This is a genomic window from Paracoccus sp. MA, from assembly GCF_020990385.1.
In the GTDB taxonomy this organism is placed as follows: domain Bacteria; phylum Pseudomonadota; class Alphaproteobacteria; order Rhodobacterales; family Rhodobacteraceae; genus Paracoccus.
The window spans coordinates 723450-746153 of the sequence record NZ_CP087598.1 but is presented as its reverse complement, the minus strand read 5'-3'; the positions used below and the strand labels follow the sequence as shown (position 1 = coordinate 746153).

Sequence of the window (22704 nt, the reverse complement as noted above, 5' to 3'; positions counted from 1 at the left end):
TCCGTCCCCTAGTGGCTGGCTTGGGCCGTGGCGACGGGCGCCGCCGGCTGGCTCTGGTTGTAGTCTTGGACGAGTGCTGCGACCGCCGGGCCGGTCACGTCGGTGACGAGCCGCGGATAGACGCCCAGGATCAGCGTCATGGCGATCAGCGGAACGAATACCCAGCGCTCGCGCGGGGTCATGTCGGTGATCGACTTCAGGCTTTCCTTGATCAGCTGGCCCAGCGTCACCCGGCGATAGAGCCAGAGCGCATAGGCCGCCGACAGGATCACCCCCGAGGTCGCGACCAGCGCCACCCAGGTATCGACGCGGAAGACCCCCATCAGCGTCAGGAACTCGCCCACGAAGCCCGAGGTGCCCGGCAGGCCCACATTCGCCATGGTGAAGAACATGAAGACCGCCGCATAGGCCGGCATCCGGTTCACCAGCCCGCCATAGGCGTCGATCTCGCGCGTGTGCATGCGGTCGTAGATCACGCCGACGCACAGGAACAGCGCGCCCGAGATGAAGCCGTGCGACAGCATCTGGAAGATCGCGCCGTCGACGCCGATCTGGTTCGCGGCAAAGACGCCCATGGTCACGTAGCCCATATGGGCGACCGAGGAATAGGCGATGACCTTCTTCATGTCCGACTGCGCCAGCGCCACCAGCGAGGTGTAGACGATGGCGATGGCCGACAACCAGAAGACATAGGGCTGGGCCACGCCGCTGGCGACCGGGAACATCGGCAGGCTGAAGCGCAGGAAGCCGTAGCCGCCCATCTTCAGCAGCACCGCCGCCAGCAGGACCGAGCCGGCGGTCGGCGCCTGGACGTGCGCGTCGGGCAGCCAGGTATGGACCGGCCACATCGGCATCTTCACGGCGAAGCTGGCGAAGAAGGCCAGGAACAGCAGCATCTGCATGCCGCCGACCACCGTCATGCCCAGCAGGCGGAAGTTGTCCGACGGGAAGTCGAAGGTCAGCAGCGTCGGAATGTCGGTGGTGCCCGCCATGCGATACATGGCGATCATCGCCACCAGCATCAGCACCGAGCCGAGGAAGGTGTAGAGGAAGAACTTGAAGGACGCATAGATGCGGTCCTTGCCGCCCCAGATGCCGATGATCAGGAACATCGGGATCAGCCCCGCCTCGAAGAACAGGTAGAACAGCACCAGGTCGAGCGCGGTGAAGACGCCGATCATCAGCCCTTCCAGCACCAGGAAGGCGATCATGTATTCCTTGACCTTGTCCTCGACCGCCCAGGTCGAAAGGATGGTCAGCGGCATCATGAAGGTGGTCAGCAGCACGAACAGCACCGAGATGCCGTCCACGCCCATCTTGTAGCGCAGCCCCATGATCCAGGCGTGATCCTCGACGAACTGGAAGCCCGTGTTCGCCGGGTCGAAGCGGAACAGCACGAAAAGCGAGATCACGAAGGTCGCGCTGGTGGTCAGCAGCGCCAGCCATTTGGCGTTGCGGGCCGCCGCCTCGTCCTGGCCGCGCAGGAACAGCGCCATGATGATCGCGGCGACGATCGGCAGGAAGGTGATGATGGAAAGAAGGTTCGTCATGTCAGTGCGCGCCCCGCATCATCACCCAGATCAGCAAGCCCACGATGCCCAGAACCATCGCGAAGGCGTAGTGGAACAGATAGCCCGATTGCACCCGGACCGCTGCGCGGGTCAGCCGCGGGATCAACCCCATGGCCACCCCGTTGATGGTGCCGTCGATGACGGCGCCGTCCCCGCCCTTCCACAGCGCACGGCCAAGCCATTTCGCCGGGCGGACGAAGATGAAGTCGTAGATCTCGTCGAAATACCATTTGTTGAGCAGGAACTGATACAGCGCCGGCTGCTGCGCCGCCAGCCGCCGCGGCAGCGACGGATTGGCGATGTAGAAGGTCCAGGCGGTGATCAGCCCCAGCACCATCGCGATGAAGGGCGAGACCTTGACCCAGGCCGGCGCATGATGCGCCTCGTCCATGATGTGGTTGTCGGGATGCATGTAGATCGCACCGCCGACCGGGGCCGCGACCTCGGCATGGGCGGCCTCGTCAGTCGGCTCGCCCTCGGCGGTATCGGCCACGGCGTGCTCCACCGGAGCCTCGGCGGTCGCGTGCTCCGCTTCCCCGCCCTCGGCCACTTCGTGATGCGCGCCGGCGATGTGGAAATATTCCGTCACCTTGTGATGGTCGCCGAAGAAGGGACCATACCAGACCATGCCGGCAAAGACCGCGCCGATGGCCAGCACGCCCAGCGGGATGGTCATCACCGGCGGGCTTTCATGCGCATGGTCATGGGCATGATGGTCGCCGCGCGGCTTGCCGTAGAAGGTCAGGAAGATCAGCCGCCAGCTGTAGAAGCTGGTGAAGCAGGCGGCGATCACCAGCAGCCAGAAGGCATAGCCGCTGCCGGCATAGGCGCTTTCGATGATCGCGTCCTTGGACAGGAAGCCGGCGAAGCCCAGATGGGTCAGCGGGATGCCGACGCCGGTGATGGCGAAGGTGCCGATCATCATCGCCCAGAAGGTCAGCGGGATCTTTTTCCGCAGCCCGCCATAGTTCCGCATGTCCTGCTCGTGATGCATGGCATGGATCACCGAGCCGGCGCCCAGGAACAGCATGGCCTTGAAGAAGGCATGGGTCAGCAGGTGGAACATGGCCGCCGAATAGACGCCGACGCCCGCCGCCACGAACATGTAGCCCAGCTGCGAACAGGTCGAATAGGCGATGACGCGCTTGATGTCGTTCTGCACCAGGCCCACGGTCGCGGCGAAGAAGGCGGTGGTGGCGCCGATGATGACGATGAAGTTCTTGGCATCCGGCGCGAATTCGTAAAGCGGCGACATGCGGCAGACCAGGAACACGCCCGCCGTCACCATGGTCGCGGCGTGGATCAGCGCCGAGACCGGAGTCGGGCCTTCCATCGCGTCCGGCAGCCAGGTGTGCAGCAAGAGCTGCGCCGATTTGCCCATGGCGCCGACGAAGAGCAGGAAGCCCAGCAGGTTCGCGGCGTTCCAGTCGCGCCACAGGAAATGCATCTCGGTCTGCGCAAGCTGCGGCACCTGGCGGAAGATCTCGTCGAACTGGACCGAGCCGGTCAGCCAGTAAAGGCCGAAGATGCCCAGCAGGAAGCCGAAATCGCCGACCCGGTTGACGATGAACGCCTTGATCGCCGCGGCATTGGCGCTGGCCTTCTTGTAGTAGAAGCCGATCAGCAGATAGGAGGCGACGCCCACGCCCTCCCAGCCGAAGAACATCTGCAACAGGTTGTCCGCCGTCACCAGCATCAGCATGGCGAAGGTGAAGAACGAGAGATAGGCGAAGAAGCGCGCCTTGTAATGCTCGTCATGCGTCCAGTTGTCGTCATGGGCCATGTAGCCCAGCGAATACATGTGCACGAGCGCCGAGACGGTGGTCACGACGATCAGCATGATCGCGGTCAGCCGGTCCAGCCGGATCGCCCATTCGGCATGGAAATCGCCGGTCACGACCCAGTCGAGCACCGGAATGTGCCGCGGCACGCCGTCGAAGGACAGGAACAGATACCAGCTGATCAGGCAGCTGAGGAACAGCACGCCCGTGGTCAGGTATTGCGCGGCCTTCTCGCCGATGGCGCGCCAGCCCAGCCCGGCGATCAGCGACGCGATGAGCGGCGCGAAGAGGACGAATTTTTCCATGCTCGCTTACCCCTTCATCACGTTGACGTCTTCCACCGCGATGGTGCCGCGGTTGCGGAAGAAGACCACCAGGATCGCCAGGCCGATGGCCGCCTCGGCGGCGGCGACGGTCAGCACGAACATGGTGAAGACCTGCCCGGCCAGATCGCCCAAATGCGTCGAGAAGGCGACGAAGTTGATGTTCACCGCCAGGAGCATCAGCTCGATCGACATCAGGATGACGATGACGTTCTTTCGGTTCACGAAGATCCCGAAAATGCCGGTGACGAACAGTATCGCCCCCACAACAAGATAATGAGTCAATCCGATCATCGTCCTGGTCCCTCCGGGTCGTTCACCCGTTGAAATATCCGTTTGCTACTAGGACCGCCGTGGCGATCCCGATGGCTATCGCGGTCCAGCTTGCCGCGTTCAAAGCCCCTGTCCCGGCTTGACGTCCTTCAGCTCCATGGTCTTGGCCGGGTCGCGCCACATCTGTTCCAGCACATTCTGGCGCTTGACGTCGCGGCGGTGGCGCATCGTCAGCACGATCGCCCCGATCATCGCGACCAGCAGCACCAGACCGGCCAGCTGGAACATCAGCACATAGCGGTCGTAAAGCACGAGGCCCAGGCCGAAGGTGTTCTCGACCGTCGCGTCCACCGGCGCGGCGCGCAGGCTCTCGGCGCTGTCCGAGGGCGTCCAGCCGGAAAAGGCGATGCCCAGCTGCGCCAGCAGCACGACGCCGATCAGCAGCGCCAGCGGCAGGTAGCGCGCCAGCTCGCCCTTGAGCTCGGCGAAATCCACGTCCAGCATCATGACGACGAACAGGAACAGCACCGCCACGGCGCCGACATAGACCACGACCAGCAGCATGGCGACGAATTCCGCGCCCTGCAGCACGAACAGGCCCGCCGAGGCGAGGAAGGCCAGGATCAGCCACAGCACCGAATGCACCGGATTGCGGCCGATCACGACCATGAAGCCCGCAACGCAGGCGCTGATCGCGAACAGGTAGAAAGCGAAGGTCATCATTCGTCGTCCTCCTCGGCATAGACGCTCTGGGCGATTTCCAGCGCCTTCTGCATCGCAGGCAGCCCGCCGAACATGCTCATCTGAAAGATCGTCTCGGCGATCTCGCGTTTGGTGGCGCCGGCCGCCAGCGCCTGACGGATGGTCATGCGCAGCTGCGGCTCGGCCAGCGCGCCCTGAACGGTGATCGCGCCGATGGTGAGAAGCAGGCGCGTCTTGGCGTCCAGCCCCTCGCGGTTGAAGGTCTTGCCGAACCACATTTCCAGCATGTCGGCGGGAATCGTCGGCACCAGCTTTTCCATGGCGCGCATGTCGAAATGTTCCAGCGCCGGGTTGAAGACGCGCGCCATCTCCTGGCCGGATTGCAGCATCTGCTGGAACAGCTTCTGGAAGGCATCGGTCATGGACTTGTTCCCTCCGCTTCGAAAACCTCGATGGCGGCATTCAGCGCGTTGATCGCCGCCGGCATTCCGCCATAGAGATGCATCTGGAAGATCGCCTCGCAGATCTCTCGCGCGCTTGCGCCTGCGCGCAGGGCCGAGGCCACGTTCACCTTGAGCTGCGGCCGGGTCTGCCCGCCCATCGCCGCCAATGCGCCGACCGTGACCAGCAGACGGGTCTTCAGATCCAGCCCCTCGCGGGCATAGACCTCGCCCATCCCGTGACCCACGACCGTTTCGGCCACCGCATCGGGCAGCCAATGGCCATAGCGGTCGCGCAGGGCCGCCTCCATCCCCGGATTGAGATGCTCGGCCAGGGCGCGGCCGCGCTGATATGCGGCGACGGGAGTCATCTGTAGGGCGCATCCAGCTGCAGGTTGCGGGCGATCTCGGCCTCCCAGCGTTCGCCGTTCGCAAGCAGTTTCTGCTTGTCGTAGAACAGCTCCTCGCGGGTCTCGGTGGAATATTCGAAATTCGGCCCCTCGACGATGGCATCGACCGGGCAGGCCTCCTGGCAGAAGCCGCAATAGATGCATTTCGTCATGTCGATGTCGTAGCGCGTGGTGCGGCGCGAGCCGTCCTCGCGCGGTTCGGCGTCGATGGTGATGGCCTGGGCTGGGCAGACCGCCTCGCAGAGCTTGCAGGCGATGCAGCGTTCCTCGCCGTTCGGATAGCGGCGCAGCGCGTGCTCGCCGCGGAAGCGCGGCGAAAGCGGGCCCTTTTCGTGGGGATAGTTCAGCGTCGGCTTGGGCGAGACGAAATAGCGCATGCCCAGGCCGAAGCCCTTGATGAAGTCCCACATCAGGAAATACTTGGTCGCCCGCGCGAAATCGAAGGCCATCAGAAACGCTCCCCTTCCCGCGGCGCCGCGAAGCGGTCGAACGCGGCGACATAGTCGCGGATGCGGGCGCTGTCCTGCGCCTGTTCCGCACTGTCCAGATTATTGGCGAGGAAATGCGCCAGCTCTACCTTGTCGGTCTCACTGGCTTTGGCAAATGCCTCGGCTAGCTTGTTGGAATACATGGCTTATCCTCCGACTGCGAAACGGGCCCAGAAGCTACCCAGCACTTCGTAGCGGGCCAGGATCGCCACCAGCACCACCCAGCCCAGCGACAGGGGCAGGAACACCTTCCAGCCGATGCGCATCAGCTGATCGTAGCGGTAGCGCGGCACGATCGCCTTGACCATGGCGAACATGTAGAACCAGAACCACATCTTGATGACCATCCACCACCAGCCGTCCGCGATGAAGGGCACCGGCGACAGCCAGCCGCCGAAGAACAGCAGCGACAGAAGCGCGCACATCAGATACATGGCGATGTATTCGCCCGCCATGAACAGCAGGTAGGGCGTGGACGAATATTCGGTCATGAAGCCCGCCACCAGTTCCGATTCGGCCTCGACCAGGTCGAAGGGCGGGCGGTTGCATTCGGCCAGCGCCGAGACGAAGAACAGCACCACCATCGGCAGATGCGGCAGCCAGAACCAGTTCAGCAGGCCGTAATCGCCGCGCTGCGCCTCGACGATGGCGGTCAGGTTCATCGAGCCGGCCGAGATGATGACGCCGATGATGATCAGCCCCAGCGAGACCTCGTAGGAGATCATCTGCGCCGCCGAGCGCAGCGAGGCAAGGAACGGGTATTTCGAGTTCGAGGCCCAGCCGCCCATGATGACGCCGTAAACCTCCAGCGAGGAGGCGGCGAAGATGAACAGGATGCCGACATTGATGTTCGCCATCACCCAGCCCTCGTCGAAGGGGATGACCACAAAGGCGAACAGCGCCAGCATCATCGACAGGAAGGGCGCCAGGAAATAGACGAACTTGTCCGCCCCGGCCGGGACGACGATTTCCTTGACGACGTATTTCAGCGCATCGGCGAAGGTCTGCAGCAGCCCCCAGGGGCCCACCACGTTCGGACCGCGGCGCATCTGCACCGCCGCCCAGATCTTGCGGTCGCCATAGACCATGAAGATCAGCGAGCCCATGACAAAGGCGATGACCGCCAGACCCTGCAAGAGCAGGCTGAGCGCGAAACCGTAGGGCGAGGCCCAGAATTCAGCCATGATCTTTCGTCCCTCTCATCACGCCGCGGGAATGCCGCGTGCCTTGCATTCCTGCAAGGTCTCATTCGTTGTCATCACCGTCAGGCCCATCGGTTTCTTCTCGGACAGGGTAAAGACCGAGCCGACGACCATCTTGCCGTTGCGCTTGTCCCTGAGCGTGCGGATGTGCCGGGCATAGGGCGCCCCCTTCGCATCGGCCCAGCTGGCCAGCGCGCATGTGGCATAGGCGAAGGCGGTGTCGGCGTCCACCCCGGCGCGCAGGTTTGCCGTCACTTCCACCAGCCCGTCCGCCCCCTTGCGCGAACTGGCCAGGCCCGAGACCTGGGCGCCCTGGAAATCCTTGGGATCGGCCTCGAAGCTCTTGGGCAGGTTCAGCCGCAGCGGACGGGTGCGGGCCGCGAAATCGGCCAGCGCCTTTTCCTGCGCCGTCGGCTGGCGCTGCCGCACCGGGGCCATGTCCGGCATTCCCGACAGGTCCAGATCCAGATTCGCATTCAGCGCCATCAGCTCGGCCTCGGTCACCGCGAAGGCATCGCGGCCCTCGGGGCTATCCAGCGCCATCTCGCTGACCGATCCGTCGGGTTCCAGAATCAGGATCTCGCCCGACTTGGTCGAGATCCGGCCCTTGGTCAGCACCTTCTTGTCCGGCGCGCCGGCATCGCTTTGCAGCACCGCGACGCCCAGCTGGGCCGGCTTGGGCCGCGGGCGCGCGTCCTTGCTTTCGCCGCAACCCGCCAGCAGGGCGAGAAGGCCGATCCCGGTCAGAAGGGCAAGGCGGGGCCGCATCCCCGTCACTCCGCCGCCAGGGCCGGAGCCCTGCGGGCCGCGGCCATGGCCGAAAGCTCTCCCATCAGCGGCGAGGAGCGCGCGATGGGATTGGTCAGATAGAAATCCTTGATCGCATTGCGGAAATCGGCCTGGCCCAGGTCAAGACGGTCCAGCGGCTGCCATTCGTTCTGCGGCACCTGGTCGATCTGGGCCAGATGCGGCACCGCCGCGACCAGTTCGCGGCGCAGCCCGGCCAGGCTGTCCCAGGGCTGGGTCGCGCCCAGTTCGGCCGAAAGCGCACGCAGGATCGCCCAGTTCTCCTTGCCCTCGCCCGGCGCGAAATTGGCGCGCATGGCGAGTTGCGGACGGCCCTCGGTGTTCACGAACAGGCCGCTTTCCTCGGTATAGCAGGCGCCGGGCAGGATGATGTCGGCGCGATGCGCACCGCGGTCGCCATGGCTGCCCTGATAGATCACCACCGGACCGGCAGCGATGTCGACCTCGTCGGCACCGAGGTTGTAGACCACCTCCGCGCCGTCGATGGCGGCAAGCAGGCCGCCCTCGGTCACCGCGCCCACGTCCATGGCACCGACGCGGCCGGCGGCGCTGTGCAAAACCAGCAGCCGGGCGTCGCCCAGCTCGCAAAGCTTCATCGCATTGGCCAGCACCGCCTCGCCATCGGCTTCGCGCAGCGCGCCCTGCCCGACGATCACCAGCCCCGGAGTGCCGTCCGGACCCGGCGCCTCATTGACCAGATCAAGCAGGGCGTGCCGGTCGGTGCCGAGATGCAGATAGTCATAGGTCAGATCGACTGCCTCGCCGATCAGAGCCACTTGCGCGCCATGCGCCCAGGCCTTGCGGATGCGGGCGTTCAGCACCGGCGCCTCGTCGCGGGGATTGGTGCCGATCAGCAGGATGCGCTTGGCGTGGTCGATATCCTCGATCCGCGCCGTGCCGACATAGGCCGAGCGGTTGCCGGCCGGCAGCCGCGCGCCGTCGGTGCGGCATTCCACCTTGCCGCCCAGCCCCTCGACCAGCTGCTTGAGGCTGAAGGCCGCCTCGACCGGCACCAGATCGCCGACCAGCCCGGCAATCTTCTTGCCCTTCATCGCGCGGGCGGCGGCCTCCAGCGCCTCGGGCCAGGAGGCCGGGCGCAGCCTGCCGTTCTCGCGGATATAGGGGCGGTCGAGGCGCTGGCGGCGCAGCCCGTCCCAGACGAAGCGGGTCTTGTCGCTGATCCACTCCTCGTTCACGTCGTCATGGTTGCGCGGCAGGATGCGCATGACCTCGCGGCCCTTGGTATCGACGCGGATATTGCTGCCCAGAGCGTCCATCACGTCGATGGATTCGGTCTTGGTCAGTTCCCAGGGCCGGGCGGTGAAGGCATAGGGCTTGGAAACCAGCGCGCCGACCGGGCACAGGTCGATGATATTGCCCTGCAGGTTCGAGTTCAGCGTCTCGTTCAGATAGCTGGTGATCTCGCTGTCCTCGCCGCGGCCGGTCTGGCCCATCTGGGTGATGCCGGCGACCTCGGTGGTGAAGCGCACGCAGCGGGTGCAGGAGATGCAGCGCGTCATATGCGTCTCGACCAGCGGGCCCAGGTTCAGGTCCTCGCTGGCGCGCTTCGGCTCGCGATAGCGGCTGAAATCGACGCCATAGGCCACGGCCTGGTCCTGCAGGTCGCATTCTCCGCCCTGGTCGCAGATCGGGCAGTCGAGCGGGTGGTTGATGAGCAGGAACTCCATCACCCCCTCGCGGGCCTTCTTGACCATGGGCGAGTTGGTGCGGATCTCGGAGAGCGCGCCGTCCGGCCCCGGGCGCAGGTCCTTGACCTGCATGGCACAAGAGGCGGCGGGCTTGGGCGGGCCGCCCACCACCTCGACCAGGCACATGCGGCAGTTGCCGGCGATCGACAGCCGCTCGTGATAGCAGAAGCGCGGCACCTCGATCCCGGCCTGCTCGCAGGCCTGGATCAGGGTCAGGTTCGGATCGACCTCGATAATCACATCGTCGATCTTGATCTTGCGAAGATCTGCCATCTTGTCTTCCCTTATCCCGCGCGACGAAGTCGGCTGCCGGCACGATTTCCGGCAGGTTCCGCGCGATGCAAATGCTGGCCGAAGGCTGGCCCGGTTGTCTTCTGTGCCGTCATTCCTGCACCCTCACGAAGGCACGGGGAAAGATGGTCGGCACCATCCTGTCTTCTTCGCCGTCGCGCTGGACCATGATGCCGGCAGCGTCCTGCCCGGCGTGAAAGGTCACCGTCGCGCGAACGGCCCCGGCGGTATTATAGCGCACCCTGCGGTTCACGTCGGTCGTATAGCGGCTGCCATCCGGGCGCCAGCAAAGGATCTGCGCCCCGGCCGCATTGCCGGTGATGCGCAGCAGCGGCGCCCCCGTCATCCCGCGGCTGAGCTTGGTGCGCACGCCCGGCCCGGTCGCGTCGCATTGCATGTCGCCCGGCGCGAACATCGAGAATTGCAGGTAGAACTTTTGCGCCGTCGGTTGCAGCGGGTCCGAAGGCTCGCCCGCGAAGGCATCCGCCGCGATCATCGAGGCGGCGGCGGCGGCCATCAGTCCCAGCCCGATCCAGTTGAGCCATTTTCTCATTTCGCCACCAGCAGGCTGCCAATAACCGTGTTCTTCTGGATCTCCTGCCGGCCGATGCGGCAGAAGCTCTCGGGGTCCTCCGCCCTGGCTCCGTTGCGGACCAGATAGTCCTCGGCCACGGCATAGATGCGCTTCTTGTCCTCCCTGCTGTCGAGGAAGGCGTCGATCTGCGACCGCGAATAGCCCTTCTGCTCGGCATAGCGCTTGAGCTTGCGGGCCTCGCCATAGGCATAGAGGATGCGGCCGTTGATGCTGGGACAGGTGCGGCGGATGCGGTCGGCGATGCGGGCCGCGATCAGCCGGTCGTTGATGTATTTCTCCTGGCTCAGCGGCTCCAGCGCCTGGGCCGGCGTCGCCAGCATGGCCGCGCCGATCAGGGCGGCAGGGATGAGTTTCATGGCAATAGCCTCCTTGTCATGGCCCTGAGCCATAACATGGGGTCGCCCCGCCAGCCGGCCATCTCGCGTCACTTGGCCGTGATCGGCCGCAGCGACATCGCCGTCCCGCCGATTCTTGCCGCGCACAGCCTCGACCGCCCCGGAGAGATCATCCGGGACGGGCGGGACATGTGCTTGGCAAAACAGATCCATGACTATTGCACGCGCTTGAAGCTGAACATCCGATAGAAATTGCCGTAGGTGACCTTGACGCCCTGCTCGGCATGGCCCTTGCTGAACCAGGTCTCGCCAGCGAGCATCCGCGCGCCCTGCGGACCCAGCGCAAGCTGGTTCCAGTTCGATTCGTAGACCGCGCCATCGGCCATGGTGCAGCGGATCGTTCCTTCATCGGCATAGCCGCGCGCTTTCAGGACAACCCCGCGATTGATCACGGTCTTTTCCTGCCACGACTTGCCCCGCGACCCGACCAGCTTGCAGTCGGTCGAGCCGGGCACCCCGTTCAGGAAGAAATTGAACCCCGTCTCCGAAGAGGGCGCAGGACCGTTGCAAGCGGCAAGCCCGGCCAGCGCCACCATCGCCACGATCAGATGCGTCTTGCGTTTCATGGATGGGCCCTGCGCCTCTACTCTGCCGCCATCGCGCCCATGCGGCCGGTGCGCTTGGCCTTGATGCGGTCCTCGATCTCCTCGCGGAAGTTGCGGATCAGGCCCTGGATCGGCCAGGCGGCCGCGTCGCCCAGGGCGCAGATGGTGTGGCCCTCGACCTGTTTGGTCACGTCGAAGAGCATGTCGATCTCCTCGACCTCGGCATCGCCGCGCACCAGCCGCTCCATGACCCGCATCATCCAGCCGGTGCCCTCGCGGCAGGGGGTGCACTGGCCGCAGCTTTCGTGCTTGAAGAACTTGGACAGCCGCCAGATCGCCTTCACCACGTCGGTGGACTGGTCCATGACGATCATGCAGGCGGTGCCGAAGCTGGATTTCAGCTCGCGCATGCCGTCGTAATCCATGATGGCGTTTTCGCATTGCTCGGCGGTCAGTACCGGGCAGGAGGCGCCGCCGGGGATCACCGCCTTGAGGTTCTTCCAGCCGCCGCGGATGCCGCCGCCATGCTTCTCGATCAGCTCGCGCATGGGGATCGACATGGCCTCCTCGACCACGCAGGGGGTGTTGACGTGGCCGGTCAGGCCGAACAGCTTCACGCCCGCATTGTTCGGGCGGCCGAAGCTGGCGAACCATTCCGCGCCGCGGCGCAGGATGGTCGGCACCACGGCGATCGATTCGACGTTGTTCACCGTGGTCGGGCAGCCATAGAGGCCGGCGCCCGCCGGGAAGGGCGGCTTCATGCGCGGCATGCCCTTCTTGCCCTCAAGCGATTCCAGCAGCGCGGTTTCCTCGCCGCAGATATAGGCGCCGGCGCCGTGGTGCAGGTAAAGGTCGAAATCCCAGCCCGACCCGGCGGCGTTGCGGCCCAGCAGGCCCGCGTCATAGCATTCGTCGATGGCGGCCTGCAGCGCCTCGCGCTCGCGGATGAACTCGCCGCGGATGTAGATATAGGCGGCATGGGCGCCCATGGCGAAGCTGGCGATCAGCGCGCCCTCGATCAGCGTATGCGGGTCGTGGCGCATGATCTCGCGGTCCTTGCAGGTCGCGGGCTCGGATTCGTCGGCATTGATGACCAGGTAAGAGGGGCGGCCGTCCGATTCCTTGGGCATGAAGGACCATTTCATCCCGGTCGGAAAACCGGCGCCGCCACGGCCGCGCAGGCCCGAGGCCTTCATCTCGTCGATGATCTTGTCGCGGCCGCGCTGGATGATGGCGGCGGTGCCGTCCCAGCAGCCGCGCGATTTCGCGCCGGCCAGGCTGCGGTCGCCCATGCCGTAGATGTTCGTAAAGATCCGGTCCTGATCGTTCAGCATCGTCTTATCCTTGTCCCTGCGAGGACGCATTGCGCCGCCGCCAGATCCGCCAGGTCACCAACAGCGACCAGATCAAGGCCCCAATCGCCGCCAGATCGGCGAGAAAGGCGTATTTCGCGGGCCAGTCCTGCTGGCCCCCCAGCCATTGCACCCCCAGCCACAGCGCCATGGTGACGGCGATCACCACCGCCACAAGCCGCATCTGCCGGGCATCCGCCGCAGCGGTCCTGCCCGCTTGCGACGCCGGTTGTCCTGTCGGGCGGGCCATCAGACGACCTCGCCCTTGTCGATGCGGCGGGAATGGGCGGTCTCGCCCCCCGCCGCCAGAAGCTTCGCCTGGCCGACCCAGTCGTCGGCCTCGATCCGCCCGCCCATCCGGCCCAGCCGCCGCGCGAAATCGGCGACGGCGGCGGCATCCCAGGCGGCGATCTGCTCATAGCGCGTCACGCCCTGCGCGTTCAGCCAGTCCGAGATCTTGGGGCCGATGCCCTTGATCCGCTTCAGATCGTCGGCGCCCGGCGCGGTCCCGGCGGGCTGTGCCGGCGCCGCGGGCGCAGGGTCAGGCCGCGATGCCGCGGCGGGCATGGCCCCGGCGACGATGGGCACCTGCCTGCCCGACATCTGCGTGCCCGAGGTGAAGGGCTCCGGTCCCAGCGAGCCGCCGACCAGCAATGTCTCGGGCTGGCGGTCCACCGCCGCGCGCTGCCAGTCCGTGCCGGTCAGGCCGTCTCCCTCGGCGAAGAGCTCGGGCCGTTCGTGGCAGACCAGCCAGACCATCAGCGCCCCGAACAGCACGAAGGTGACAGCGCCGAGGAACAGCCCGGCCAGCCAGTGCAGATCGCCGATGCCCGAGGTGAACAACAGCACCACGACCCCGGCGATTGCCGCCGAGATCCAGCAGTTCCTGTTGCATTCCGCCCGTTCCATCGTGACCCGACCGCTCCTGTCCCGTAACGATTAAGCGCCGTTCTGCGTCGCAAGCCAAGGCGTGGTGACCGGAACCTCGGTCCCGTCGATGCGCTTGACCGTGTCGCCAAGCCGCACCGCCAGCGCCACGCTGCCGTTATACTGCTCGCCGCCCTTCAGGTCGGCCAGCGCGGTCGGACCGCTCAGGGCCTCGGCCGAGAAGCGGCCGTTCTGCGGGCCCGGCACCGGCACCTCGCCCGCGGCGAAACGGTCGATCAGCGCCGAAAGCTTCTCGGCGGTCAGGTCCTCGTAGAAATCCTTGCCGATCTGGGCCATGGGCGCGTTGGTGCAGGCCCCGAGGCATTCGACCTCCTCCCACGAGAACCGGCCATCGGCCGAAAGCGTGTGCGGCGCCGGCGCGATCTTTTCCTTGCAGACCCGGATCAGGTCCTCGGCGCCGCAGATCATGCAGGTCGTGGTGCCGCAGATCTGGATATGGGCGACGGTGCCGACCGGATAGAGCTGGAACATGAAATAGAAGGTCGCGACCTCCAGCGCCCGGATATAGGGCATGCCCAGCAGGTCGGCGCAATATTCGATGGCGGGACGGCTCAGCCAGCCCTCCTGTTCCTGGGCACGCCACAGGACCGGGATGATCGCCGATTGCTGGCGGCCCTCCGGGTATTTGGTCATCTGGGCGCGGGCCCATTCCAGGTTCGCGGGGGTGAACTCGAAAGAGTCCGGCTGGATGGGGGACAGACGGCGCAGCATCAGCGGTCAACCTCTCCGAAAACGATGTCGAGCGTGGCGATGATCGCCGGAACGTCGGCCAGCATGTGGCCGCGCGACATCCAGTCGATCGACTGCAGATGCGCGAAACCGGGCGCGCGCAGCTTGGCGCGCCAGGGCTTGTTGGTGCCGTCGGCGACCAGATAGACGCCGAACTCGCCCTTGGGGGCCTCGACGGCGGCATAGACCTCGCCCGCCGGGACCCGGAAGCCCTCGGTGTAAAGCTTGAAGTGATGGATCAGGGCTTCCATGTCGCGCTTCATGTCGGCGCGCTTCGGCGGCGTCAGCTTGCCGCGGGCCAGCACGTCGCCGGCCGGCTCGGCGCGCAGCTTCTGCACCGCCTGCTGCATGATCTTGCAGGATTCGCGCATCTCGGCCATGCGGCACAGATAGCGGTCATAGCAGTCGCCATTCCTGCCCACGGGGATCTGGAAGTCGAATTCGTCATAGCATTCATAGGGCTGCGCCCGCCGCAGGTCCCAGGCCAGGCCCGAGCCGCGCACCATGACGCCGCTATAGCCCCAGTCCAGCGCGTCCTCCTCGGTCACGATGCCGATATCGACCAGCCGCTGCTTGAAGATGCGGTTCTCGGTCAGCAGCGTGTCGAGGTCGTCGACCAGCTTCGGAAAACGCTCGCACCATTCCTCGATATCGTCCAGCAGGGCGGGCGGCAGGTCCTGATGCACGCCGCCGGGACGGAAATAGGCGGCATGCAGCCGCGCCCCGCAGGCGCGTTCGTAGAACACCATCAGTTCTTCGCGCGCCTCGAAGCCCCAGAGCGGCGGCGTCAGCGCGCCCACGTCCAGGGCGCCGGTGGTGATGCCCATCAGGTGGTTCAGGATGCGGCCGATTTCGGAGTAAAGCACCCGGATCAGGCTGGCCCGGCGCGGAATCGTGGTGCCGGTCAGCCGCTCGATGGCCAGGCACCAGGCATGTTCCTGATTCATCGGCGCCACGTAGTCGAGCCGGTCCAGATAGGGCAGGTTCTGCAGGTAGGTGCGGCTTTCCATCAGCTTCTCGGTGCCGCGATGCAGCAGGCCGATATGCGGGTCGGCGCGCTCGACGATCTCGCCGTCCAGCTCCAGCACCATGCGCAGCACGCCATGGGCAGCCGGGTGCTGCGGACCGAAATTGATGTTGAAGTTGCGGATGCTCTGCTCGCCGGTCAGGGCGTCCATCGAGCCGTCGTCATAGCTGTTCTTGCGGATGTCGCCGTCCATGGTCATCCCTCCAGCCCGGCCTTGGCGCGCTTCGCCTCGAGCCGGTCGTTGAATTTCGCGGTGTTGATCAGCGCGCGGCGGTGCCGGCCCGCGCCGATGCGGTCGATCCCGTCATGGGCCACGACCTTGAACCAGATGAAGCGGCCGTCGATCTCCTCGACCTCGGTCTCGACCGTCACCGCCTGTCCGGGCAGGGTCGGGGCGCTGTGGTCCACATCGACATGGACGCCCAGCGAATCCTCGCCTTCCTCGTAATAGGGGCGCAGCTGTTCGACGCAGGCCCATTCCATCAGCCCGACCATCTTGGCCGTGGCGAAGACCGCCGGCATCCGCGGAAAGGCGCCCCGGTCCGAGAACAGCGCGCGCACGGTATCGCCCTCGGCCACCGTCATGCTGAAGCGGGCGCGGGCGCCGGGGGTCAGGCCGGGTTTCACTTCTTCGCCTCCGGCGCCTTCTCGTCGCCCGGAAGCACGTATTTCGCGCCCTCCCACGGGGACAGGAAGTCGAACTGGCGGTATTCCTGCACCAGGTTCACCGGCTCGTAGACCACGCGCTTGTCGATGTCGCTCCAGCGCACCTCGACATAGCCGGTGGTCGGGAAATCCTTGCGCAGCGGATGGCCGCGGAAACCGTAATCGGTCAGGATGCGGCGCAGGTCCGGATGGCCCGAGAACAGGATGCCGAACAGGTCGAAGACCTCGCGCTCATACCAGCCGGCCCCGGGAAAGACGCCGGTCAGGCTGGGGACCAGCTCGTCCTCGCGCACCTGGACCTTCACCCGGATGCGCTGGTTCTGATACATCGACAGCAGATGATAGACCACGTCGAAGCGCACCGGCCGCGCCGGGTTGTCCACCGCCGTGATGTCGATCAGCGTCGAGAAGCGGCAGTTCGGATCGTTGCGCAGGAACTCGATCAGGCCAATCACGCCCGACAGCGTGGCATTCACCGTCAGTTCGCCAAAGGCGATCTGGGTCGAGATCACGTCGCTTTCCCGGCGCAGGGAGATGTGCTCGGTCAGTTCCAGCAGGGCTTCGTCAGAGACGTCGGACATGGCTCACCTCACCAGCGTGCCGGTGCGCCGGATGCGGCGCTGAAGTTGCAGGATGCCGTAAAGCAGCGCCTCGGCGGTGGGCGGGCAGCCCGGGACATAGATGTCCACCGGCACGATACGGTCGCAGCCGCGCACCACCGAATAGGAATAGTGGTAATAGCCGCCGCCATTGGCGCAGCTGCCCATGCTGATGACATAGCGCGGCTCGGGCATCTGGTCATAGACCTTGCGCAGCGCCGGTGCCATCTTGTTGGTCAGCGTGCCCGCGACGATCATCAGGTCCGACTGGCGCGGGCTGGCGCGCGGCGCGGTGCCGAAGCGTTCCAGGTCGTAGCGCGGCATCGAGGTCTGCATCATCTCGACCGCGCAGCAGGCCAGGCCGAAGGTCATCCAGTGCAGCGAGCCGTTGCGCGCCCAGTTGATGATGTCCTCGGTCGTGGTCAGCAGGAAGCCCTTGTCCTGCAATTCGCGGTTCAGCTCGGCCGTGGCGAATTCACGGTCGGCGCCCGCGGTGTTCAGGCCGGTCATCACGCCCATTCCAGCGCCCCTTTCTTCCATTCATAGGCAAAGCCCACGGTCAGGACCGCCAGGAACACCATCATACCCCAGAAAGCCACGTCCGACAGGCTGCCGAAGCTCACCGCCCAGGGAAACAGGAAGGCCACTTCTAGGTCGAAGATGATGAACAGGATCGACACCAGATAGAAGCGGACGTCGAACTTCATCCGCGCGTCGTCGAAGGCGTTGAAGCCGCATTCATAGGCGCTGACCTTTTCCGGGTCCGGGTTGCGCACGGCGATCACCGCGGCCGCCAGAATCAGCACGATGGCAAGCGCCGAGGCCATTCCCAGAAAAACCAGGATCGGCAGGTATTCTTGCAGCAGATATTCCACTGGGTTGGGCTCCCTTTCGCTCGCAGGAACCCGACTGGCGCCCCGCGATGGGTTTGGCTAAGGTCCGTTTATCCCCGGTCGCGGATATGGTCAACGGTGCCACCCCGCGTCAGACCGGCTTTGCAACCGCTGCGACGCGAGAAAACCGCAGGTCACGGCACGGGATTTTCAAGGTATTTTACTCGGCTTCCCGGCCGATTCGACCCAGATGCGTGTCGTGAAAGCCCGAGGGCGATTTCAGCCCGTATCCCAGCATCCGGTCGAAGCCGACATGCGCCAGCCAAAGCCCGCCGCCGGCGATCAGCCCGGTCGATCCCAGCGCCACGCCCAGCACCATCAGCAGGAAGGGCAGCGCATAGAGATGGCCCAGGTTGTAAAGCGCCGCGCCGGTGCGCGGGCCGGCCAGATAGCCGGCCATCGTCAGATCCGGCGCCGGCAGGATCGCCAGCCAGGCCAGCACCCCCCAGCCCGGAGAAGCCAGCGCCGCGACGGCGAGCCCGCCAAGTGCCAGTCCCGCGCCCTCGGCCCGCTGCCACAGCACCGGGCTCATTCCGCCGCCCGGCTGCGCGCGGCGCCAAGCATGGGCGCCAGGTAGCGGCCGGTATGGCTCACCTCGACCTTGGCCACGTCCTCGGGCGTGCCGGTGGCGACGATGCGGCCGCCGCCGTCGCCGCCCTCGGGGCCGATGTCGATGATCCAGTCGGCGGTCTTGATGACGTCGAGGTTATGCTCGATCACCACCACCGTATTGCCTTGGTCGACCAGGGAATGCAGCACTTCCAGCAGCTTGCGCACATCCTCGAAATGCAGGCCCGTGGTCGGTTCGTCCAGGATATACAGCGTCTTGCCGGTCGCGCGGCGCGACAGTTCCTTGGACAGCTTTACCCGCTGCGCCTCGCCGCCCGAGAGCGTAGTGGCCTGCTGGCCGACCTTGATATAGCCCAGCCCCACCTCGACCAGCGCGTCCATCTTTTCGCGGATCGAGGGCACGGCCTTGAAGAATTCCTGCGCGTCCTCGACCGTCATGTCCAGCACGTCGGCGATGGACTTGCCCTTGAAGGTCACCTCAAGCGTCTCGCGGTTGTAGCGTTTGCCCTTGCAGGTCTCGCAGGTGACATAGACGTCGGGCAGGAAATGCATCTCGATCTTGATGACGCCGTCGCCCTGGCAGGCCTCGCAGCGGCCGCCCTTGACGTTGAAGCTGAAGCGGCCCGGCTTGTAGCCGCGCGCCTTCGCCTCGGGCAGGCCGGCGAACCAGTCGCGGATCGGAGTGAAGGCGCCGGTATAGGTCGCCGGGTTGCTGCGCGGCGTGCGGCCGATGGGCCTCTGGTCGATGTCGATCACCTTGTCCAGCAGCTCCAGCCCCTTGATCGTCTCGCAGGGCGCGGGGGTCTGGCGTGCGCCATTAAGCCGCAGGCTCGCCGTCTTGAACAGGGTCTCGATGGTCAGCGTCGACTTGCCGCCGCCCGAGACGCCGGTGACGCAGACGAACTTGCCCAGCGGGAATTCGGCGGTGACGTTCTTGAGGTTGTTGCCGGTGGCGCCGACCACCTTCACCGCCTTGCCATTGCCCTTTCGGCGCTCGGCCGGCACGGCGATTTCGCGCGCGCCGGACAGATACTGGCCGGTCAGGCTGCAGGGATCGGCGGCGATCTCGGCCGGGGTGCCGCGGGCAACCACCTGGCCGCCATGCACGCCCGCGCCCGGCCCCATGTCGAAGACGTAATCGGCATGGCGGATCGCGTCCTCGTCATGCTCGACCACCAGCACCGAATTGCCCTGGTCGCGCAGCCCCTTCAGTGTGCCGAGCAGCCGGTCGTTGTCGCGCTGATGCAGGCCGATCGAGGGCTCGTCCAGCACGTAAAGCACGCCGGTCAGCCCCGAGCCAATCTGGCTGGCCAGGCGGATGCGCTGGCTTTCGCCGCCCGACAGCGTGCCCGCCGCGCGGGACAGCGTCAGGTAATCCAGGCCTACGTTGACCAAGAAGCCCAGCCTTTCGCGGATTTCCTTGAGGATGGCAGCGGCGATCTCGTTCTTCTGCTTGGTCAGGTGCTTCGGCGCCGCCTCGACCCAGGCCAGCGCCTCGCGGATCGACAGTTCGGTGACATTGCCGATATGCGCGCCCGCGATCCTGACCGCCAGCGCCTCGGGCTTCAGCCGATAACCCTCGCAGGCGCCGCAGGGGCGGTTGTTCTGGTATTTCTCGAATTCCTCGCGCACCCAGGCGCTGTCGCTTTCGCGCAGCCGCCGCTCCATGTTCGGGATCACGCCCTCGAACTGGCGGGTGACCTCGTAGACCCGGCCGGCATCGTCGAAGCGGAACGGGATCTCGTCCTGGCCCGAGCCGCGCAGGAACATCTGGCGCACCGATTCCGGCAGGTCCTTCCACGGCGTCTTCTTGTCGAAGCCGTAGAACTTGGCCAGAGCGTTGACGGTCTGGGTCAGATAGGCCGATTTCGACTTGGCCCAGGGCGCGATCGCACCCTGCGCCACCGACAACGCCGAATCGGGCACCACCAGCCGCTCGTCGAAGAACAGCTCGACCCCCAGCCCGTCGCAGACCGGACAGGCCCCGAAGGGCGCGTTAAAGGAAAACAGCCGCGGCTCGATCTCGGGGATGGTGAAGCCACTGACCGGGCAGGCGAAATTCTCGGAGAAGGTGATGCGCTCGGCTTCACCTTCGGAGGGGGCGGTTTCCAGCACCGCGATGCCGTCGGCCAGGTCCAGCGCGGTGCGGAAGCTGTCGGCCAGCCGCGTCTCCATGCCCTCGCGCACGACGATGCGGTCCACGACGACGTCGATATTGTGGCGGAATTTCTTGTCGAGGGTCGGCGGCTCGTCCAGCTCGTGGAACTGGCCGTTCACCTTGACGCGCTGGAAGCCCTGCTTCCGCAGCTCAAGGAATTCCTTTTTATATTCGCCCTTGCGGTCGCGGACGATGGGCGCCAGCAGATAGGCGCGCGTGCCCTCGGGCAGCTCCATCACCCGGTCCACCATGTCCTGCACCTGCTGCGCCTCGATGGGCAGGCCGGTGGCCGGCGAATAGGGCGTGCCGGCGCGGGCAAAAAGCAGCCGCAGGTAGTCGTAGATCTCGGTCACCGTGCCGACGGTCGAGCGGGGGTTCTTCGAGGTCGTCTTCTGCTCGATGGAAATCGCCGGCGACAGGCCGCTGATATGGTCGACATCCGGCTTGCCCATCATGTCGAGGAACTGCCGGGCATAGGCCGACAGGCTTTCGACATAGCGCCTCTGCCCCTCGGCATAGATGGTGTCGAAGGCGAGGCTGGACTTGCCCGAGCCCGACAGGCCGGTGATCACCACCAGCTGGTCGCGCGGGATGTCCATGTCCACGTTCTTCAGATTGTGCTCGCGCGCGCCGCGAACCTCGATGAACTTCTGTTCCATCGCGCCAGTCCTGATTCCGCCAAGCGCATGAGATAGGCATCCGCGCCGAAATGGCAACCCGGAACGGAACAACTCGGGAACATTTCTGCTTGCGGCGCCGGGTCCCCTGCCCCACCATGCAGGTGAGTCGCAAAAGGAGGCGCCGATGAGCCGACAGCATTACAAGGGCAGCTGCCAATGCGGCAGCGTCGCCTATGAGGTCGATGCCGATCTGGACCAGACCTTCACCTGCAACTGCTCGCGCTGCCAGCGGCTGGGCTTCGTGCTGGCCTTCGTGCCGCGGGCGGATTTCCACCTGACCAGCGACGGGCCGGTGACGGAATACCTGTTCAACCGCAAGCAGATCCACCACCGCTTCTGCCCGACCTGCGGCGTGGAATCCTATGCCTTCGGCACCGGACCGGACGGGGCCGAGATGGTGGCGGTGAACGTGAATTGCCTGGAAGGGGTCGATCCGCGCGCGCTGGCCAGCCAGGCGGTGGACGGGGCCAGCTCCTAGCCGCCGGTATGGCTCATGAAGCGGCTGACCTGGCCGGCGACATGCCGGCGGGAATAGTCGAAATCGTGGCCCTTCGGCTTGCGGGCGATGGCCTCGCGGATGGCATCGCGCAGCGGCGCGTCGCTTTGGCTGGCGCGCAGGGGCGCGCGCAGGTCGGCGCGGTCCTCCTGGCCCAGGCACATGAACAGCTCGCCCGTGCAGGTGACGCGGACGCGGTTGCAGCTTTCGCAGAAATTATGCGTCAGCGGGGTGATGAAGCCGATCTTCTGCCCGGTTTCCTCAAGCCGGACATAGCGCGCCGGCCCGCCGGTCCGCTCGGCCAGGGGGGTCAGGGTGAAGCGTTCCGCCAGCCGGTCGCGCAGGTCGGACAGCGCCCAATATTGGTCAAGCCGCTGCTCCTCGCCCATCTCGCCCATGGGCATGACCTCGATGAAGGTCAGGTCGTGGTCATTGGCGGCACACCAGTCGGCCAGGCGGAACAGCTCGTCCTCGTTGAATCCCTTCAGCGCCACCGTGTTGATCTTAACCCGCATGCCGGCGGCCTTCGCGGCCTCGATGCCCTGCAGGACCTGCGGCAATCGGCCCCAGCGGGTGATCCGGGCGAAACGCTCCTCGTCCAGCGTGTCCAGCGAGACATTGACCCGCCGCACCCCGCAATCGGCCAGCTCAGCCGCGAATCGCGCCAGCTGGCTGCCGTTGGTGGTCAGCGTCAATTCGTCCAGGCCGGCGCCCAGGTGCCGCGACATAGCGCGGAAGAATTCCATGATGTTGCGCCGCACCAGGGGCTCGCCGCCGGTCACGCGCAGCTTGCGCACGCCCAGGCCGATGAAGGCGGAACACAGCCGGTCCAGTTCCTCCAGCGTCAGCAGGTCGCGTTTGGGCAGGAACTGCATGTGCTCGGCCATGCAATAGGTGCAGCGGAAATCGCAGCGATCCGTCACCGATACCCGAAGATAGGTGATCGGCCTGGCAAAGGGGTCTATCAGCGGGGCCTGCGCGTCCATGCCGCAAAGATAGGACGGGGCCCGCATCGGCACAAGCCGGCCGATCCGTTAATACTGTCGTAACCACG

27 protein-coding genes are annotated in these 22704 nt (G+C 65.7%); 1 reads left to right on the top strand and 26 read right to left on the bottom strand.

What is annotated here, in order from left to right:
• Positions 1 to 8 precede the first annotated feature (8 nt).
• From LOS78_RS10800 to uvrA, 25 genes are all read right to left on the bottom strand, one after another.
• Positions 9 to 1550: an NADH-quinone oxidoreductase subunit M gene (locus LOS78_RS10800; protein WP_028716144.1), complete on the bottom strand. Its 1542-nt coding sequence runs from the start codon at positions 1548 to 1550 to the stop codon at positions 9 to 11.
• A gap of 1 nt (position 1551) precedes the next feature.
• Positions 1552 to 3657 carry an NADH-quinone oxidoreductase subunit L gene (gene nuoL / locus LOS78_RS10795; protein ID WP_230378220.1) on the bottom strand — a complete coding sequence of 702 codons (2106 nt, stop codon included), beginning with the start codon at positions 3655 to 3657 and terminating at the stop codon, positions 1552 to 1554.
• A 6-nt stretch (positions 3658 to 3663) separates the two neighbouring features.
• Complete coding sequence (gene nuoK, locus LOS78_RS10790) at positions 3664 to 3969, bottom strand: NADH-quinone oxidoreductase subunit NuoK (RefSeq protein WP_010392916.1); 306 nt, start codon at positions 3967 to 3969, stop codon at positions 3664 to 3666.
• Positions 3970 to 4068: 99 nt separating this feature from the next.
• The gene (locus tag LOS78_RS10785; protein ID WP_028711948.1) at positions 4069 to 4671 is read right to left on the bottom strand and encodes an NADH-quinone oxidoreductase subunit J; all 603 of its coding nucleotides are present in this window, start codon (positions 4669 to 4671) and stop codon (positions 4069 to 4071) included.
• Positions 4668 to 5072, bottom strand: coding sequence for a carboxymuconolactone decarboxylase family protein (locus tag LOS78_RS10780; RefSeq protein ID WP_028711947.1), 405 nt, complete (start codon positions 5070 to 5072; stop codon positions 4668 to 4670). The genes LOS78_RS10785 and LOS78_RS10780 overlap by 4 nt, the downstream gene beginning before the upstream one ends.
• On the bottom strand, positions 5069 to 5461 hold the full coding sequence (locus tag LOS78_RS10775; protein WP_028711946.1) for a carboxymuconolactone decarboxylase family protein: 393 nt from the start codon (positions 5459 to 5461) through the stop codon (positions 5069 to 5071). Before LOS78_RS10775 ends, LOS78_RS10780 begins: the two co-directional genes overlap by 4 nt.
• Entirely contained in the window at positions 5458 to 5949 is a 492-nt protein-coding gene (gene nuoI, locus LOS78_RS10770; RefSeq protein WP_028711945.1) for an NADH-quinone oxidoreductase subunit NuoI, read from the bottom strand. Before nuoI ends, LOS78_RS10775 begins: the two co-directional genes overlap by 4 nt.
• Positions 5949 to 6131, bottom strand: a complete 183-nt coding sequence (locus LOS78_RS10765; RefSeq protein ID WP_028711944.1) for a hypothetical protein — start codon at positions 6129 to 6131, stop codon at positions 5949 to 5951. Before LOS78_RS10765 ends, nuoI begins: the two co-directional genes overlap by 1 nt.
• Positions 6132 to 6134: 3 nt before the next feature.
• Positions 6135 to 7172 carry an NADH-quinone oxidoreductase subunit NuoH gene (nuoH, locus tag LOS78_RS10760; RefSeq protein WP_028711943.1) on the bottom strand — a complete coding sequence of 346 codons (1038 nt, stop codon included), beginning with the start codon at positions 7170 to 7172 and terminating at the stop codon, positions 6135 to 6137.
• Between the two features lie 18 nt (positions 7173 to 7190).
• Positions 7191 to 7958 (bottom strand): hypothetical protein, encoded by a 768-nt coding sequence (locus LOS78_RS10755; protein ID WP_028711942.1) that lies wholly within the window; start codon positions 7956 to 7958, stop codon positions 7191 to 7193.
• 5 nt (positions 7959 to 7963) lie between these two features.
• Positions 7964 to 9979, bottom strand: a complete 2016-nt coding sequence (gene nuoG / locus LOS78_RS10750) for an NADH-quinone oxidoreductase subunit NuoG (protein WP_230378219.1) — start codon at positions 9977 to 9979, stop codon at positions 7964 to 7966.
• A gap of 109 nt (positions 9980 to 10088) precedes the next feature.
• A complete protein-coding gene (locus tag LOS78_RS10745; RefSeq protein ID WP_028711940.1) occupies positions 10089 to 10550 on the bottom strand; it encodes a hypothetical protein in 462 nt (153 codons plus the stop codon).
• On the bottom strand, positions 10547 to 10948 hold the full coding sequence (locus tag LOS78_RS10740) for a DUF5333 domain-containing protein (RefSeq protein WP_028711939.1): 402 nt from the start codon (positions 10946 to 10948) through the stop codon (positions 10547 to 10549). Before LOS78_RS10740 ends, LOS78_RS10745 begins: the two co-directional genes overlap by 4 nt.
• 194 nt (positions 10949 to 11142) lie before the next feature.
• A complete protein-coding gene (locus tag LOS78_RS10735; RefSeq protein WP_028711938.1) occupies positions 11143 to 11553 on the bottom strand; it encodes a hypothetical protein in 411 nt (136 codons plus the stop codon).
• A 17-nt stretch (positions 11554 to 11570) separates the two neighbouring features.
• Positions 11571 to 12866: an NADH-quinone oxidoreductase subunit NuoF gene (gene nuoF, locus LOS78_RS10730; RefSeq protein ID WP_028711937.1), complete on the bottom strand. Its 1296-nt coding sequence runs from the start codon at positions 12864 to 12866 to the stop codon at positions 11571 to 11573.
• 4 nt (positions 12867 to 12870) lie between these two features.
• Positions 12871 to 13068, bottom strand: a complete 198-nt coding sequence (locus LOS78_RS10725; RefSeq protein ID WP_371824721.1) for a DUF5337 domain-containing protein — start codon at positions 13066 to 13068, stop codon at positions 12871 to 12873.
• Positions 13069 to 13133: 65 nt separating this feature from the next.
• Positions 13134 to 13793 carry a hypothetical protein gene (locus LOS78_RS10720; RefSeq protein WP_230378217.1) on the bottom strand — a complete coding sequence of 220 codons (660 nt, stop codon included), beginning with the start codon at positions 13791 to 13793 and terminating at the stop codon, positions 13134 to 13136.
• A gap of 30 nt (positions 13794 to 13823) precedes the next feature.
• Positions 13824 to 14543 carry an NADH-quinone oxidoreductase subunit NuoE gene (nuoE, locus tag LOS78_RS10715; protein ID WP_230378216.1) on the bottom strand — a complete coding sequence of 240 codons (720 nt, stop codon included), beginning with the start codon at positions 14541 to 14543 and terminating at the stop codon, positions 13824 to 13826.
• Positions 14543 to 15781 (bottom strand): NADH-quinone oxidoreductase subunit D, encoded by a 1239-nt coding sequence (locus LOS78_RS10710; protein ID WP_230378215.1) that lies wholly within the window; start codon positions 15779 to 15781, stop codon positions 14543 to 14545. Before LOS78_RS10710 ends, nuoE begins: the two co-directional genes overlap by 1 nt.
• A 2-nt stretch (positions 15782 to 15783) precedes the next feature.
• Positions 15784 to 16215 carry a thioesterase family protein gene (locus tag LOS78_RS10705; protein WP_230378214.1) on the bottom strand — a complete coding sequence of 144 codons (432 nt, stop codon included), beginning with the start codon at positions 16213 to 16215 and terminating at the stop codon, positions 15784 to 15786.
• The gene (locus tag LOS78_RS10700) at positions 16212 to 16835 is read right to left on the bottom strand and encodes an NADH-quinone oxidoreductase subunit C (RefSeq protein WP_230378213.1); all 624 of its coding nucleotides are present in this window, start codon (positions 16833 to 16835) and stop codon (positions 16212 to 16214) included. The genes LOS78_RS10705 and LOS78_RS10700 overlap by 4 nt, the downstream gene beginning before the upstream one ends.
• 3 nt (positions 16836 to 16838) lie before the next feature.
• Positions 16839 to 17363, bottom strand: coding sequence for an NADH-quinone oxidoreductase subunit B family protein (locus LOS78_RS10695; protein ID WP_028711930.1), 525 nt, complete (start codon positions 17361 to 17363; stop codon positions 16839 to 16841).
• On the bottom strand, positions 17363 to 17728 hold the full coding sequence (locus LOS78_RS10690; protein ID WP_028711929.1) for an NADH-quinone oxidoreductase subunit A: 366 nt from the start codon (positions 17726 to 17728) through the stop codon (positions 17363 to 17365). Before LOS78_RS10690 ends, LOS78_RS10695 begins: the two co-directional genes overlap by 1 nt.
• 178 nt (positions 17729 to 17906) lie before the next feature.
• Complete coding sequence (locus tag LOS78_RS10685; protein ID WP_230378212.1) at positions 17907 to 18278, bottom strand: DUF4260 domain-containing protein; 372 nt, start codon at positions 18276 to 18278, stop codon at positions 17907 to 17909.
• A complete protein-coding gene (gene uvrA, locus LOS78_RS10680) occupies positions 18275 to 21133 on the bottom strand; it encodes an excinuclease ABC subunit UvrA (protein WP_230378211.1) in 2859 nt (952 codons plus the stop codon). Before uvrA ends, LOS78_RS10685 begins: the two co-directional genes overlap by 4 nt.
• Before the next feature lie 145 nt (positions 21134 to 21278).
• Here uvrA and LOS78_RS10675 point away from each other — a divergent pair, with 145 nt between their 5' ends.
• Positions 21279 to 21632 carry a GFA family protein gene (locus LOS78_RS10675; protein WP_028711926.1) on the top strand — a complete coding sequence of 118 codons (354 nt, stop codon included), beginning with the start codon at positions 21279 to 21281 and terminating at the stop codon, positions 21630 to 21632.
• Here LOS78_RS10675 and moaA read toward each other — a convergent pair.
• Complete coding sequence (gene moaA / locus LOS78_RS10670; RefSeq protein ID WP_230378210.1) at positions 21629 to 22663, bottom strand: GTP 3',8-cyclase MoaA; 1035 nt, start codon at positions 22661 to 22663, stop codon at positions 21629 to 21631. The genes LOS78_RS10675 and moaA overlap by 4 nt on opposite strands.
• Between the last annotated feature and the right edge of the window lie 41 nt (positions 22664 to 22704).

What these genes read in the sequence shown, in the direction of transcription:
- LOS78_RS10785 (WP_028711948.1), bottom strand. Translation starts at nt 4,671, where the DNA reads ATGATGACCTTCGCTTTCTACCTGTTCGCGATCAGCGCCTGCGTTGCG.
- LOS78_RS10700 (WP_230378213.1), bottom strand. Translation starts at nt 16,835, where the DNA reads ATGTCCGACGTCTCTGACGAAGCCCTGCTGGAACTGACCGAGCACATC.
- nuoE (WP_230378216.1), bottom strand. Translation starts at nt 14,543, where the DNA reads ATGCTGCGCCGTCTGTCCCCCATCCAGCCGGACTCTTTCGAGTTCACC.
- LOS78_RS10775 (WP_028711946.1), bottom strand. Translation starts at nt 5,461, where the DNA reads ATGACTCCCGTCGCCGCATATCAGCGCGGCCGCGCCCTGGCCGAGCAT.
- LOS78_RS10800 (WP_028716144.1), bottom strand. Translation starts at nt 1,550, where the DNA reads ATGACGAACCTTCTTTCCATCATCACCTTCCTGCCGATCGTCGCCGCG.
- moaA (WP_230378210.1), bottom strand. Translation starts at nt 22,663, where the DNA reads ATGCGGGCCCCGTCCTATCTTTGCGGCATGGACGCGCAGGCCCCGCTG.
- LOS78_RS10720 (WP_230378217.1), bottom strand. Translation starts at nt 13,793, where the DNA reads ATGGAACGGGCGGAATGCAACAGGAACTGCTGGATCTCGGCGGCAATC.
- nuoF (WP_028711937.1), bottom strand. Translation starts at nt 12,866, where the DNA reads ATGCTGAACGATCAGGACCGGATCTTTACGAACATCTACGGCATGGGC.
- nuoI (WP_028711945.1), bottom strand. Translation starts at nt 5,949, where the DNA reads ATGGCCTTCGATTTCGCGCGGGCGACCAAGTATTTCCTGATGTGGGAC.
- LOS78_RS10710 (WP_230378215.1), bottom strand. Translation starts at nt 15,781, where the DNA reads ATGGACGGCGACATCCGCAAGAACAGCTATGACGACGGCTCGATGGAC.
- LOS78_RS10725 (WP_371824721.1), bottom strand. Translation starts at nt 13,068, where the DNA reads ATGCGGCTTGTGGCGGTGGTGATCGCCGTCACCATGGCGCTGTGGCTG.
- nuoL (WP_230378220.1), bottom strand. Translation starts at nt 3,657, where the DNA reads ATGGAAAAATTCGTCCTCTTCGCGCCGCTCATCGCGTCGCTGATCGCC.
- LOS78_RS10695 (WP_028711930.1), bottom strand. Translation starts at nt 17,363, where the DNA reads ATGACCGGCCTGAACACCGCGGGCGCCGACCGTGAATTCGCCACGGCC.
- nuoH (WP_028711943.1), bottom strand. Translation starts at nt 7,172, where the DNA reads ATGGCTGAATTCTGGGCCTCGCCCTACGGTTTCGCGCTCAGCCTGCTC.
- LOS78_RS10765 (WP_028711944.1), bottom strand. Translation starts at nt 6,131, where the DNA reads ATGTATTCCAACAAGCTAGCCGAGGCATTTGCCAAAGCCAGTGAGACC.
- LOS78_RS10740 (WP_028711939.1), bottom strand. Translation starts at nt 10,948, where the DNA reads ATGAAACTCATCCCTGCCGCCCTGATCGGCGCGGCCATGCTGGCGACG.
- LOS78_RS10780 (WP_028711947.1), bottom strand. Translation starts at nt 5,072, where the DNA reads ATGACCGATGCCTTCCAGAAGCTGTTCCAGCAGATGCTGCAATCCGGC.
- nuoK (WP_010392916.1), bottom strand. Translation starts at nt 3,969, where the DNA reads ATGATCGGATTGACTCATTATCTTGTTGTGGGGGCGATACTGTTCGTC.
- LOS78_RS10735 (WP_028711938.1), bottom strand. Translation starts at nt 11,553, where the DNA reads ATGAAACGCAAGACGCATCTGATCGTGGCGATGGTGGCGCTGGCCGGG.
- LOS78_RS10755 (WP_028711942.1), bottom strand. Translation starts at nt 7,958, where the DNA reads ATGCGGCCCCGCCTTGCCCTTCTGACCGGGATCGGCCTTCTCGCCCTG.
- uvrA (WP_230378211.1), bottom strand. Translation starts at nt 21,133, where the DNA reads ATGGAACAGAAGTTCATCGAGGTTCGCGGCGCGCGCGAGCACAATCTG.
- LOS78_RS10745 (WP_028711940.1), bottom strand. Translation starts at nt 10,550, where the DNA reads ATGAGAAAATGGCTCAACTGGATCGGGCTGGGACTGATGGCCGCCGCC.
- LOS78_RS10675 (WP_028711926.1), top strand. Translation starts at nt 21,279, where the DNA reads ATGAGCCGACAGCATTACAAGGGCAGCTGCCAATGCGGCAGCGTCGCC.
- LOS78_RS10685 (WP_230378212.1), bottom strand. Translation starts at nt 18,278, where the DNA reads ATGAGCCCGGTGCTGTGGCAGCGGGCCGAGGGCGCGGGACTGGCACTT.
- nuoG (WP_230378219.1), bottom strand. Translation starts at nt 9,979, where the DNA reads ATGGCAGATCTTCGCAAGATCAAGATCGACGATGTGATTATCGAGGTC.